The 12761-nt window shown below is 75.8% G+C and carries 11 protein-coding genes and 1 pseudogene; 8 read left to right on the top strand and 4 right to left on the bottom strand.

The window, feature by feature from the left end:
* The 3 genes from ACFCX4_RS27725 to ACFCX4_RS27715 form a co-directional block, all read left to right on the top strand.
* Window positions 1-952 (top strand): DUF1648 domain-containing protein (locus ACFCX4_RS27725; RefSeq protein WP_376147886.1); only part of this gene is annotated, 952 nt, incomplete at its 5' end.
* Window positions 953-1295: 343 nt separating this feature from the next.
* Window positions 1296-2309, top strand: a complete 1014-nt coding sequence (locus ACFCX4_RS27720; protein ID WP_376147883.1) for a permease — start codon at window positions 1296-1298, stop codon at window positions 2307-2309.
* On the top strand, window positions 2306-3211 hold the full coding sequence (locus ACFCX4_RS27715) for a TIGR03943 family putative permease subunit (RefSeq protein ID WP_376147880.1): 906 nt from the start codon (window positions 2306-2308) through the stop codon (window positions 3209-3211). The genes ACFCX4_RS27720 and ACFCX4_RS27715 overlap by 4 nt, the downstream gene beginning before the upstream one ends.
* A gap of 546 nt (window positions 3212-3757) precedes the next feature.
* Here the strand turns inward: ACFCX4_RS27715 and ACFCX4_RS27710 are convergent.
* Complete coding sequence (locus tag ACFCX4_RS27710) at window positions 3758-4636, bottom strand: LysR family substrate-binding domain-containing protein (protein ID WP_376147877.1); 879 nt, start codon at window positions 4634-4636, stop codon at window positions 3758-3760.
* A gap of 58 nt (window positions 4637-4694) precedes the next feature.
* On the opposite strand from ACFCX4_RS27710, the gene ACFCX4_RS27705 reads away from it, so the two are divergent.
* Complete coding sequence (locus ACFCX4_RS27705) at window positions 4695-5129, top strand: DUF5997 family protein (RefSeq protein WP_376147874.1); 435 nt, start codon at window positions 4695-4697, stop codon at window positions 5127-5129.
* Between the two features lie 401 nt (window positions 5130-5530).
* Window positions 5531-6295: a transglycosylase family protein gene (locus tag ACFCX4_RS27700; RefSeq protein ID WP_376147871.1), complete on the top strand. Its 765-nt coding sequence runs from the start codon at window positions 5531-5533 to the stop codon at window positions 6293-6295.
* A gap of 131 nt (window positions 6296-6426) precedes the next feature.
* On the opposite strand, the gene ACFCX4_RS27695 is transcribed toward ACFCX4_RS27700, so the two are convergent.
* The 3 genes and pseudogenes from ACFCX4_RS27695 to ACFCX4_RS27685 all read right to left on the bottom strand — a co-directional run.
* The gene (locus ACFCX4_RS27695; RefSeq protein ID WP_376147868.1) at window positions 6427-6858 is read right to left on the bottom strand and encodes a cupin domain-containing protein; all 432 of its coding nucleotides are present in this window, start codon (window positions 6856-6858) and stop codon (window positions 6427-6429) included.
* A 535-nt stretch (window positions 6859-7393) separates the two neighbouring features.
* Window positions 7394-8206 (bottom strand): MMPL family transporter, encoded by an 813-nt coding sequence (locus ACFCX4_RS27690; RefSeq protein WP_376147888.1) that lies wholly within the window; start codon window positions 8204-8206, stop codon window positions 7394-7396.
* A 351-nt stretch (window positions 8207-8557) separates the two neighbouring features.
* Window positions 8558-9542: pseudogene (locus ACFCX4_RS27685) on the bottom strand (MMPL family transporter); the annotation flags it as partial.
* Between the two features lie 309 nt (window positions 9543-9851).
* Here ACFCX4_RS27685 and ACFCX4_RS27680 point away from each other — a divergent pair.
* The 3 genes from ACFCX4_RS27680 (at window position 9852) to ACFCX4_RS27670 (ending at window position 12532) form a co-directional block, all read left to right on the top strand.
* Window positions 9852-11024: a sensor histidine kinase gene (locus ACFCX4_RS27680; protein ID WP_376147865.1), complete on the top strand. Its 1173-nt coding sequence runs from the start codon at window positions 9852-9854 to the stop codon at window positions 11022-11024.
* Window positions 10999-11661, top strand: coding sequence for a response regulator (locus tag ACFCX4_RS27675; RefSeq protein WP_376147862.1), 663 nt, complete (start codon window positions 10999-11001; stop codon window positions 11659-11661). Before ACFCX4_RS27680 ends, ACFCX4_RS27675 begins: the two co-directional genes overlap by 26 nt.
* 388 nt (window positions 11662-12049) lie before the next feature.
* Window positions 12050-12532, top strand: a complete 483-nt coding sequence (locus tag ACFCX4_RS27670; RefSeq protein ID WP_376147859.1) for a GNAT family N-acetyltransferase — start codon at window positions 12050-12052, stop codon at window positions 12530-12532.
* The last annotated feature ends 229 nt before the right edge of the window (window positions 12533-12761 follow it).

Below are 12761 nucleotides of genomic sequence, written 5' to 3'. Positions count from 1 at the left end.
CCGTTGGCGGGCCGCGACCCGGGCGGTCGGGATCCTCGGGGTGCTCGCCCTGCTGCTCGGACTCCCGTGGGCGGCTCGCGAACGCCTGCCGGAACCGCTCGCCACGCACTGGGACGGAACGCGGCCGGACGGTTCGATGTCGCTGCCGGCGGCAGCGCTCTCGCCGGCGGTGATCTGGCTGCTCGCGGTCGCCGCGGCGGCCGTCGCCCGGCGGCGCGGCGGGGCGCAGGCCCGGGGCCTGGCAGCGGCCGGACTGGGCTTCGGCGGCGCGCTGCTGACGGGTGCCCAGGCGTCGATCGTCTCCGCCAACCTGGACCGGCCGGGCTGGCAGGAGGCCGGGCCGATGGGTGCCGAGGTGGCGCTGGTCGTGGCGGTGGCGATCGGCGCGGGCCTGCTGGCCTGGCGCCTCGCCCTGCGCGGCGGCCCGGGCCCGCGCGTCGTGACGGCCGCCGACGGCCCCCGGCTGGAACTGCCCGACGGCCGACGCGCCGTCTGGCTCTCCCGGACGGCCAACCCGTGGCTCGGCCTGCTGGCCGCCGTCGCCGGGGTGGGCACGGCGGGGTGCGCGGTGGCCGGGTTCGCCGGACTGGGCGGCCCCGCCTGGGCGGCGGCCGCCCCGCTGGGGATCGTCGCGCTGGCCGGAACCGTCTGTTCGTCCGTCCAGGCCCGGGTCTCCGAGCGGGGCCTGACCGTGACCTTCGGACCGCTGGGAGTGCCGTCCCGCCACTGGTCGCCGGCCGAGATAGCCGGGGCCCGGGCCGAGCGGCGCACCCCTGCCCAGGTGGGCGGCTGGGGCTACCGGTTGAGCGGTCTGGGTACCACGGTGATGCTGCGCGGCGGCGAGTGCCTGGTGGTCACCCCGCGCCGGGGCGCGGACTTCGCGGTGAGCGTGGACGACGCCGAGCGGGGCGCCGCGCTGCTGAACACCGTGGCCGCCCACCGGAACGACTGACCGGGCGAACCGGCCGCACGGCCGCACCGGCGGACCGGCGCACCCGCCGGACCAGCCGGGCGCCCCGAACGCCCCGGACGGCCCGGGCGACCGCCGGTGGGGCCGCCACCCCGACGACCCAACCGACAACCGGGCACAGCAGATTGACGCCCCGCCGGCTTCTCGGAGGAGCCCCTCCGCGAACGCGACCCTACCGGAGTGCGACTCGCGGATGAAGGCCCTAGATGAAAGTGATTATCAACGCTACTCTGCCTCCGGGCTCACCATCTGACGGTGAGCAGACAGGACCCGTCGTCCGCCCGCCACCCGCGGTGGGCGACGGGCGAGCTGAGGAGCGGTCACCGTGGTGGAGACGAGTCTCGGCAGCGTCCGGAAGCCCCAGGCGCCACCGGCGGCGACCCCGCCGCGCCGCCGGGGCACGGGCCTGCGCACCGGAGCACTGCTGGCCGCGGCGGCCGCCGTCCCGGTGCTGGCCCTGACCTGGGACACCGGCGGCATGCGGGCGTGGCGCACGATCCTGGTGGCGGTGGTGGTGCAGGGGCTGCCGTTCCTGGTGCTGGGCACGGTCGTCTCGGCGGCCATCGGTGCGTTCGTGCCGGCCCGCGCCTTCGCCGCGTTGCTGCCGCGCAATCCGGCCCTGGCCGTCCCGGTGGCCGGTGTCGCGGGCGCGGTGCTGCCCGGCTGCGAGTGCGCGTCCGTGCCGGTGGCCGGCAGCCTCATGCGGCGCGGGGTCGCCCCGGCCGCCGCGCTCGCCTTCCTGCTCTCGGCGCCCGCGATCAACCCGGTGGTCCTGGTCTCCACCGCGATCGCCTTCCCGGACGCGCCGGAGATGGTCTTCGCCAGGCTCGCGGCCTCGCTCGGCACGGCACTCGTGATGGGTTGGCTCTGGGTCGCCTTCGGCCGCCCCGACTGGCTGCGACTGCCCAAGGGCCCCGCCGAGCGCGGCACCGGACGCAACCCGCTGGAGGAGTTCCGGCGCGGCCTGCAGCACGACTTCCTCAACGCCGGCGGCTTCCTCGTGCTCGGCTCGGCGGCGGCCGCCACCTTCAACGTGCTCGTCCCGCCGTCCCTGCTGCGCACCTTCTCCGACTCGCCCTGGCTCGGCATCCCGGCGCTCGCGGTGCTCGCCGTCGTCCTCGCCGTCTGCTCGGAGGCGGACGCCTTCGTCGCCGCCTCGCTGACCGGCTTCTCCCCCACCGCCCGGCTGGCGTTCATGGTGGTCGGCCCGATGGTCGACCTGAAGCTGATCGCCCTGCAGTCCGGCTCCTTCGGCCGCGCCTTCGCCGGCCGCTTCTCCACCGCGACCTTCGTCGTCGCCGTCCTCGCCAGCGTCCTGACCGGAGGGATCCTGCTGTGACCGCCGCCGTCCGCACCCTGCGCGCCCGGTTCGGCGGGCTCGCGCCGTCGCTGCTGCTCCTGCTGCTCGGGGTGGCCCTGCTGCGGATCACCGTGGGCAGCGACGTCTTCCTGCAGTACGTCGAGGAGGAGCTGAGGCTCCCGCTGATCGCCTCGGGGCTGGTGCTGTGCGGCCTGGGGGTCGCGGGCGGCACGGCGCGGCTGACCGCGCGGCGACGCCCGCCCGCCCTGGTGTTCCGCCGGGACGCCGAGGGCAACGCCGTGTGGCACGCGCCGATCGACGCCCCGCACGGGGGCGACGGTCACGCGCACGACGGACCCGACGGGCACGAAGGCCAGGGCCAGGGCCACGGCCACGGCCACGGCCACGGCCACGGCCACGAGCACGGTCTCCGGGTGGCGTGGCTGCTGGCCGTCCCGGCCGCGCTGCTGCTCGCCTTCACCCCGCCCGCGCTCGGCTCGTTCACCGCCACCCGCGAGGGCGCGGACGCCACCGTCGACACCGGTGCCTACACCGCCGCGCTCGCCGGGGGCGGCCCGGTGAGCGCGGCGACACCGCTGTCGCTGACGGAGTTCATCGCGCGCAGCCGCGACCCGAAGCGCAGCCTCGCCGACCGCCCCGTCCGACTGACCGGCTTCGTCACCCCTGGTGCCGGCCCCGGCGAGTGGTACCTCAACCGGCTGGTCGCCAGTTGCTGCGCCGCCGACGCCCGCCGGCTGCGGATCCTGGTCCACGCCGACGGTCCCGCGCCGGCCACCGACAGCTGGATCGACCTGACCGGCGTCTGGCGCCCGACCCCCGGCGCCCCCACCACCGCGGCCCCCCGCATCACCGCCACCACCCACCACACCGTCCCCCAGCCCCGCTCCCCCTACCGGGACACCCCGCCCGCGAACAGCTGACCGGCCGACCACCCCACCGGCCTCACGGCAGCCCCGCTGAGGCCGGTGGACCAGGATCGGCTCCCCGGGGACCGGCGCCGTCACCAGTCACCATCCCCCCGAGAACGGCCACCCGCTCCACCTCAGCCCCCGCCGCCGAACCCCCGCCCCACCTGCGACTCCGCACGCACCCCATCCCACGAGCGACGCGCCCCACCGAAGCCGTCCTCCCCCCGCGAGCGCCGCACCCCCCGGGCACCCCCACCCGCACGGACCCCCTCAGCCCCCACGGACCCCCTCAGGCACCCGCAAGGAAAAATATGTCGACCGGTCTACATATCCCAGACCCTGCAGCGCAGGAAGTCGGCCGATCCGACTTCCTGCGCACCGAGGCCATCAAAATATGCAGACCGGTCTAGATATTTCCTGGGCAGGAACTCCGCGCTCGCGCAGGAAGTCGGACAGGCCGACTTCCTGCGCGAGCCAAAGAAGCGTTTCTGCACCCCTCCCCGCGCGCACCGCCCAGACGGGGCGCGGGGAGCAGGCGAGCGGAGGCCGTCCGGGAGGTCAACCCCGGCGCTTCGGGCGGCCCCGGCGGGCCGCCGCCGCGCCGCCGGAGGACGAGCCGCCGCGCGGACGCCCCGCGCCCCCGGCGGCGGACCGGCCGGTGCCCGGCTTGCCGGTGGACCTCTGCGCCCCGCCCTTGCCGGACGCCCCCGCGGCCCCGCCCTTGCCGGAGGACCCGCCCTTGCCCGATCCACCCTTGCCGGACCCGCCCTGCTGCTTCGCCGAGGCCCCGCCGGAGCCGGCCGCCGGGGCGCCGGCCGCCGTCTGGCCGCGGCCGCGCGAGCTGTTGACCGTCCGGCCCCGGACGATGCCGATGAACTCCTCCACCAGGTCGGTGGTCCGCTCCTCCAGCCAGGACAGCGCCACCCCGGACTGCGGGGCGTCCGTCATCGGCCGGAAGGTGAGGTCGCGCCGGTGGTGCAGCCGCGCCAGCGACTGCGGGACGAGCAGCACGCCGACCCCGGCCGCGACCAGCTCGATCGCGTCCCCGGTGGTCGCCGGCCGCTCGATGGCGGGCCGGCCCGGCAGCCGCTCCCACCCGAGCGTGTCGTCGAGCGGGTGGAAGACCACCTCCTCGGCGAGGTCCGCGAGCGTGACCTCCTCCGCCGCCGCCAGCCAGTGGTCCTTCGGGAACACCACCACCGTCGTCTCGGTGTAGAGCGGAATCGCGCTCAGGCCGGTCCGGTCGACCGGCAGCCGCACCAGCCCCGCGTCCGCGTCGCCGGCCCGCAGCGCCTGCTCCCCGGTGGTGGCGTCCACCGCGACGAGGGCGAGCGGAACGTCCGGCAGCCGCTCCGACCAGACGCGCGCCCACTTCCCGGGGGTCACGCCCGGGACGTACGCCAGCCGGAACGAGGGTGTCACCTGCATCTCTGTCACCCGCCCAAGGCTACCGACCGTGACAGGGGGCGTCGGCCGCTCGCTTACCCTGGTGACCATGACATCGCTCAAGCAGAAGACCACGCAGACCATGAAGCCGGCGACGGCGGCGAAGAAGCTCGGGGTCTACCTCGGCGCCACCCCCGCCGACTTCCAGTCCGGCGTGATCTCCCGCGAGGAGCTCACCGCCCTGCAGACCACGCCGCCCGAGTGGCTCCAGGACCTGCGCCGCAACGGCCCGCACCCGCGTTCCGTGGTGGCCTCGCGTCTCGGCGTCTCGGCGTCCGGCCTGGCGCGCGGCGGCATCACCGAGGCGCTCACCACCGAGCAGATCGAGGCGATCCGCGACGAGAACCCGGAGTGGCTCCGGCGCGAGCGCACGATCCAGGCGGAGGTCCGCAAGGAGAACGCGCGGGTCCAGGAGAAGCACGAGAAGGAGGAGAAGCAGCGCAAGCAGGCCGCCGCTGCCGCCGAGCGCGAGAAGAAGCGCTGACCTGCGGCGTTCTCGCCCCTCTCGGGCTCGCTCCTCCCGGCCCCCCGGCGTTCGCGCCGGGGGGCCGTCGTCCTTCCGGACGGGCGCCGGAGATTCGTACGGGTGAGCGATGAGAGGCGGCCCGGATCCGTCGAGAATCCACCCGGACGCCGTACAACGATTCCGGCCGACGGGTGTGCGCGCGAGCCGCTTTCCACCCCCGGACGACCCGACGGACGGGACGGGCGTCCCGGCGGGCCGTCCCGGCTCCCCGGGCGGGGGCCGGGCGGGTGGTGGTGCGCGTCCGGTCGGGTGACCCGACCGCCGTGTCGGCGACGGAACGGCGCACCCGGCGTGCGTCGGTGGGAACGCGCCGCTCCCCAGCGGTGCACGCCCCCTGTCCCCGGACCTGAGAGCCGCTGATGCCCCCCACCGCGCAGCTGCGCCGCCTGTTCCCCGCCGCCGTGTGCACCCTCGCCGCCGTCCTCGCCGCCCCCACGGCGCACGCCGCGCCACCGGGTGCGGGAGGCCGGGCGGGCACCGACCGGGGCGACCGGATCGACTGGGACCGGGTCGCCGCCTGCGAGAGCGGCGGGAACTGGCGGATCAACACCGGCAACGGCTACTTCGGCGGCCTCCAGTTCGACCAGGCGACCTGGCGGGAGAACGGCGGCCTCGCCTACGCCCCGCGCGCCGACCTCGCCGGGCGCGAGCAGCAGATCGCCGTCGCCGACGTCCTCGCCGCACGGCGCGGGCTCGCCCCGTGGCCGGTCTGCGGCGCCCGCGCCGCCCGCGCCGGCGAACGGCCGTCCGTCGCCCCGAAGGCCCCCGCCCGCTCGAAGCCCCCGGTGGACGCGAAGGCGACCGACGGCGAGGAGACGACCGGGAGCGGCCCGTCGGCGGACGCGGGCACTCCCTCCGGCTCCCTTGCCGCACCGCCCCCGGCCGAGCAGGCCGACGCCACCGACAGCACGGACACCGCCGACGTCACGGACACCGCCGACGGCACCGGCCGGCCCGGGCTTCCCGGCACGTGGACGGTGCGCCCGGACGAGACGCTCGACAGCATCGCCGGCGTGCTCGCGCTCCCCGGCGGCTGGCCCGCACTGTACGAGCGGAACCGGGCGGTGATCGGCGAGGACCCGAACCTCATCCAGCCCGGCCAGGAACTGACCCTGCCGCTCTGACCCACCGCACCCCCGGCGTGCGTGAACGGCCGGCGGCTCCCGCAGATCCCCGGGAGACGCCGGCCACGGTCCCGGTCGACCCGCCCGCCTCGGTCCGCCCGCCTCGGTCCACCCGCCTCGACCCACCCGCCTCAGTCCACGGTCGGCCGCCACGGGCCGTGCTCGGGGCGGGCCTCGGTGGTCGAGCCGTCCGGCCAGGGCGGCATCGTGACCGCGACGATCCGCAGCGGACCCGGGCTGTCCTCGTCGGCCCGGAACTGGAACGCCGTCCCCAGCGGCACCGAGACCGACGTCCCCGCCCGCAGCACGTCCACGGCCTCCCGGCCGGCCTGGCGCCGCCAGATCCGCCCGCTGCCGGCCGTCACGTGCCACAGCTCCACCACCGTCGCGTGCGACACCGCCCTGGTCACGGCCCCCGGGGCCAGCTCGAAGACGGCCTGGCTGCCCCGGCCGTCCAGCGCCAGCAGCGGCCGGACCACGGCGCCGTCCGGGGCGAGGACGACCGGGGCGTCCTCGGCCTCGACCGTACGGAAGGCCTGCCCCTCCAACGGTTCCTCGTCCATGCGAACCCGACCCCTCTCGGCTCCGGCAGGCCCCCCGCCCGCCCCTGCCGCCGATGGGAACACACCCCCACCCGTCCCGCCAGACCACCCGGAAGCCGGACACCCGCACGGCAGCGCACGCCTCCCTCCCCGTCCGGCCGGCCCCGGCGACCCCACCGGATCCGCGCGAACGGCGCCCGTCCAGTCGTGATCGATTCGCGGGACGTGCCCTCGTGTCACGGCCGGGCCCGACGGGCGGTCCGACCTGACGCGAGCACAACCGACCGAACCAGAACGGGAGTTCATCGGGCCGTACCTGCCGATCGGCGGGTACGGCCCGTACCCCGAGCGGCCGCGGCAGCGGTTCGAGGACGCACCCCTGCCGTTCGGGCGGGCAGGCAGACAGGCAGGGGATGCCGACGGAGTTCGGGCCCACCACGACGCCGCCGGCCCGCGCCTCGACGGCACGGCGACGCATCGCCGCCCGATGCGACAGGACCCGACACGCCCCGGCACAGGGTCTGGGCCGGAGGCCGCGCGCGGGCCGCGAGTCGGGTCAACGGCCGGCCGGCCGTGACCGAGGAGCCTCACCCGCGGATCCCACGGCGCCGGCGGCGCCGGCGGCTTCCTCGCCGGTGACCGGGCCCCGGGGAAGCACCCGGTCCAGCCACCCCGGCAACCACCAGTTGGCCCGGCCGAGGAGCGTCATGGTCGCCGGCACCAGCACCATGCGGACGACCGTCGCGTCGACGAGGATCGCGGTGGCCAGGCCGAGCCCGAACATCTTGGTGGAGGGGTCCTCGGCGACGGCGAAGGACAGGAAGACCGCCACCATGATCAGGGCCGCCGAGGTGATCACCCGGGCGGTGCCCGAGACGCCCTCGACGATCGCCGCGCCGTTGTCGCCGGTGCGCAGGTACTCCTCCCGTACGCGGGAGAGGAGGAACACCTCGTAGTCCATCGACAGGCCGAAGAGGATGGCGAAGAGGAACATCGGGATGAACGACACGATCGGAACCGTCGCCTCCAGCCCGATGAGTACGCCTCCCCAGCCCCACTGGAAGACCGCGACCATGATGCCGTAGGCCGCACCGATGCTCAGCAGGTTCAGCAGTACCGCCTTGAGCGGTACGAGGACCGAGCGGAAGACCAGCATCAGCAGCAGGAACGACATCGCCAGCACGGCGGCGACGAACACCGGCAGGCGCCCGCTGGTGCGTCGGCCCACGTCGGACAGGCTCGCGGCGGCGCCGCCGACGTGGGCCCTGGCCGGGCCGGGCCCGATCGCCGTGGGCAGCACCCCGGTGCGCAGCCGGGCGATGGTGTCGGCCGTGGCCCTGTCCTGCGGGCCGGTGGTCGCGAAGACCACGAGGGTCGCGATGCCGGTGGCCCGATCGATGCGCGTCGGCGTGACGGAGGCGATGCCGGGATCCGCCGTGACCGCTGCGACGAGACGGTCCAGCACTCCCGGATCACCGGCGGGGTCCGCGGCGATGACGAGGGGACCGTTGGTGCCCGGGCCGAACCCCTCGGCGACGAGGTCGTAGGCCCGGCGCTCGGTACGGCTCGGAGGCAGCGAGCCGTCGTCGGGCAGGCCGACGCGCAGGCCGAACACGGGCAACGTCGCCGTCAGCAGCAGCCCCGCCGCGCCGACCGCGTACGGCACCGGGTGCCGGCCGACGTGCCCGATCCAGCGCCGCCACCCGGCGGCGGGGCCGGTGGCCGCCTCCGCGTCCCGCCGCCGGCCGGAGCGGACCGGTCGAACCGCCCCCAGTACCCGGGCGATCCGCCCGGCCCGGCCCAGACGCGGGCCGGCCGCGCCGAGGAAGGCCGGCAGCAGCGTCACCGACGCCAGCACCATGGTCAGGACGACGATCGAGACGGCAAGGCCGCCCACCGTCATGAACGGCACGTTCGCGACCGCCATGCCGAGGATCGACACGACGACGGTGCCCCCGGCGAGGACCACGGGCCGCCCCGCCGTCGCCACCGCCCGTCCGGCCGCCGCGTGCGGGTCGCCCGCCCGCGAGGTACTCGCGGTGCCTGGCGAGCACGAACAGCGCGTAGTCGATGCCCACCCCGAGCCCGACCATGCTGCCCAGCACCGGTGCGAAGGTGGGCACGTCCGTCACCCCCGCCAGCACCGTCATCGTGGCGACCCCGACGGTCAGCCCGAAGACCGCCGTGCCGATCGGCAGCGCGGCGGCGACGAGCGAACCGAACGCCAGGAAGAGGATCGCCGCCGCGGCCAGAAGGCCGATCAGCTCGCTCACGCCGCCGTCGGCACCGGAGAACGCGTAGAAGAGGTTCCCGCCCATCTCGATGCGCAGGGGCAGCTCCGCCCGCAACCGGTCACCGAGGCGGACGAGGGCGTCGAGGTCCTCGGCCGACAGCCGGCTCTGGTCCGGGTACTGCACCCGGACGACCGCGATCCGCCCGTCGGCCGAGACGAGGCCGCCGCGCACGGCGGCGTCCCCGCCCGCGTCGAGCGCCCCCACCGGGTCGCCCGTGCCCAGCACGTGCGGCAGCCGCGTCACCTCGGCCCGCAGGCGCGTGAGAGCGGTGCGCGCACCGTCGTCGTCGAGGAACGTCGCACCGTCGCCGAGGGGGGTGACGACCACTTGGGCGGTCATCCCCTCCTGGCCGGTGCCGGCCCGCTCGATCAGCTCCGCGGCCCGTCGGGAGTCCAGTCCCGGAGCGGTCATCGAGTCCGCGGGCCGCCCGCCGAGGGCTACGGCGGCGAGCACGACGAGCGTGGCGGCGATCAGCCATGCCGCGATCACCCGCCAGGGATGCCGGGCCGCGCTTGTGCCCAGGCGCAGCAGGGCTTTCGAGAGCATCGGGTCCTCCAACCACCTCGTCGGCCGCCCTTGTGCGGCCGCCGGTGCCGAGGTTCGCCGTCACGGCGCTCCGTGCCATCGGCCCGGGGGCCGCGGATCCGTCGGCCGCGGGAAGGACTGACGACCCGTCCTTTCGGCCGATGCGCGGAACGCCGCCGTCCCTAGGCTGAGTACGTGCTGCGAGACGACCTGCGAACCCTGTGGACCGAACCCCGGCCGCCCGACGCGCCCGCCCGGGTCCGGCGGGACTGGGCACTGCTCACCGCCGGCCTCGCCGCCGCGGCGCTGGAGGCCGCCCTGCGCGAGGACGTCGTGTGGCGGCCGGTTGCGGTGGTGGTCGCCGTCTGGCTGTGCGTGCTGCCCCTGTGGCGCCGGACCAGCCCGCTGGCGGTGGTGACGCTGGCGTTCGGCTCGGTGGCCCTGCTGCCGCTGGCCTCGCTCGTCGTCGCGCCGCGCGAGCCCGTCGGCCTGTACACCGGTGCGGTCGTGCTCGTGCTCGTGTACGCGCTGCCCCGGTGGGGATCGGGGCGGGAGATCGTGCTGGGCGGCGCGGTGATCCTCGCGGTCGGCGCGCTCTGTGTCGTCACGGACGGGACCCCGGTCGTCGAGAAGGTCGTGGGCTTCGTCTTCCTGCTGCTGCCCGGCGTGGTCGGGTCCGCCGTGCGGTTCCGGGTGACCGCTCGCGAGCGGCTGCTGGAGCAGGTGCGCTCCCGCGAGCGCGAGCAGCTCGCCCGGGAGCTGCACGACACGGTGGCCCACCACGTGTCGGCCATGGTGATCATCGCTCAGGCGGGCCGGGTGCTCGCCGGCACCGACCCGTCCGCCGCCGTCGGGGCGCTGGAGGGGGTGGAGGAGGAAGGGGCGCGCACCCTGGAGGAGATGCGCGCCATGGTCGCCGCGCTGCGGGACCGCGGGACCGGCGCCGCGCCGGTGCCGCCTTCCGGGGTCGCGGATCTGGAGCGCCTGGTGCGCACGCCGGGCGGTCGCCTCAGGGTCGACCTGGGGCTCGACGGCGAACTGGACGCGCTGCCCCCGGCCGTGGACGCCGCCGTCTACCGGATCGTGCAGGAGTCGGTGACCAACACGCTGCGCCACGCGGTCGACGCGACCGAGCTCGTCGTCCGGGTCGCCGCGGAGCGGCACACCGTACGGGTGAGCGTGTGCGACGACGGCCGGCGCACCGGCCGGGGCCGCGACGGGTACGGTCTCACCGGACTGCGCGAGCGTGCGACCCTGCTCGGCGGCACGCTCCGGGCCGGTCCGGGTGCCGACCGGGGCTGGCGCGTCGACGCCGAACTGCCGAGAACGAGGAGCGGGAGCGGTGTCCATTCGCGTCCTCGTCGCTGACGACCAGACGATCATCCGCGCCGGGCTGCGGATCATGCTGAACGCCCAGCCCGGCATCGAGGTGGTCGGCGAGGCCGCCGACGGGCGGGAGGCGGTGCGTCTGGCCCGCGAACTGCGCCCCGACGTCTGCCTCTTCGACATCCGGATGCCCGTGCTCGACGGGCTTGAGGCCACCCGGCTGATCGCCGGCCCGGGCGTCGCCGACCCGCTGGCCGTGGTCGTCATCACCACGTTCGACCTCGACGAGTACGTCTACGGCTCACTGCGGGCCGGCGCCCGCGGGTTCCTCCTCAAGGACACGGGGCCGGACCTCCTGGCCCAGGCCGTACGGTCGGCGTCCGACGGCGAGGCACTCATCGCGCCGAGCGTCACCGTCCGTCTGCTCCGGACGTTCGCGGACCTGCCCGCCGGCCGGCCCCCGGCCCAGCCGGTCTCCCCCGTCACCGCCCGCGAGGAGCAGGTGCTCCTGGCCGTCGCCCGCGGACTGACCAACACCGAGGTGGCCGATGCGCTGCACATCAGCCTCAGCACGGTGAAGACGCATCTGGCCAGCCTGATGGCCAAACTCGGCGCCCGCAACCGGGTCGAGATCGCGATGTGGGCCTACGAAACGCGCCGCATCCTCCCCGGCCCCTGAGCCGGGTGCCGAGCCGGGCACCGCCGTCCTCCGCCCCGCCCCGTGCGGGGCGGCGGGCGGGATCGATCCCGGCCAGGAGTCCGTGCGGCCGGCCGGCCCCCTGGGCGACACGGCGGTCGGCGTCCTGCGACAGCTCCTCGCACAGGCGGACCGCACACGGCCCGGCGATGAAGGACGGGCCGGTGCGACCTTCGCCCGCGGCGGCGGCCCCGGGACTCGAAAAAGGGCCTGCGCCCGGCGGAGGAGCTCGGTAGCCTGCCGTGCATGCGATGCTTCGCCTCCCGGCGCCTGCGCCACTGAGGGCTCACTCGCCGCACACCTTCGCCGCGAGCGAGCCCGTCGATGCCTGTTCCTCCGGTTGTCGAATCCTCGGCGAGAGGCGCATTTCATGATCATTCGCAGCTTCGAGCCGCGTGACCTTCCGCGGCTGACCCGGCTCACCATCGAGACCTTCGGGCCGTTCTACGAGGACTCCTTCCGGCCCCTGGTCGGCGAGCTCGTCTTCACCCGGCAGCACGGCCGGTGGCGCGAGGACTACCGCGCTCTCCTCGCCGCGCTGCACGCCCCGGAGCACGGCAAGCACGTCGCGGTCGCGGACCTCGACGGAGAGATCGCGGGCTTCGCGGGCTGGGAGATCGACCCCGCCCGCGAGCGCGGGACCGTCACCCTCCTCGCCGTCGGCGCGCACCACCGCCGTGGTCACCTGGCAACCGATCTGTGCGAGCACGCCTTCGGCCACATGCGGGCCCACGGAGCCGTGTACGCCGAAATCGGAACCGGCGGTGACGAGTTCCACGCCGCGGCACGGGCGCTGTACGAGAGCCTCGGGTGCATCAGGCTGCCCGTGGCCGTGTACTTCCGCGAGCTGTAGCCCGGTCGTCCGACCGGGACGCCGAGCGGGACGCCGACCGGGCGGCGAGGATCCGGTCGGCGTTCCAGGGCTCCGAGGGCCCTGCGGCGGGTCGGGCCCAGGGCCTCGAAGCGGTCGAGGGCGACGGACCGGACACACCAACCATCACGGCGGTCTCGCCCCCGCTCCGGCCGGAGGTGCGCCGGGAGCGTTCGGTGGCGACGGCGGCCGCGCACGGGAAGTCGGGCGG

The organism is Kitasatospora sp. NPDC056327 (genome assembly GCF_042261735.1).
Lineage (GTDB): Bacteria > Actinomycetota > Actinomycetes > Streptomycetales > Streptomycetaceae > Kitasatospora.
This window is presented reverse-complemented; position numbering and strand designations above follow the sequence as displayed.

What these genes read in the sequence shown, in the direction of transcription:
- ACFCX4_RS27695 (WP_376147868.1), bottom strand. Translation starts at nt 6,858, where the DNA reads ATGGACGAGGAACCGTTGGAGGGGCAGGCCTTCCGTACGGTCGAGGCC.
- ACFCX4_RS27670 (WP_376147859.1), top strand. Translation starts at nt 12,050, where the DNA reads ATGATCATTCGCAGCTTCGAGCCGCGTGACCTTCCGCGGCTGACCCGG.
- ACFCX4_RS27705 (WP_376147874.1), top strand. Translation starts at nt 4,695, where the DNA reads ATGACATCGCTCAAGCAGAAGACCACGCAGACCATGAAGCCGGCGACG.
- ACFCX4_RS27700 (WP_376147871.1), top strand. Translation starts at nt 5,531, where the DNA reads ATGCCCCCCACCGCGCAGCTGCGCCGCCTGTTCCCCGCCGCCGTGTGC.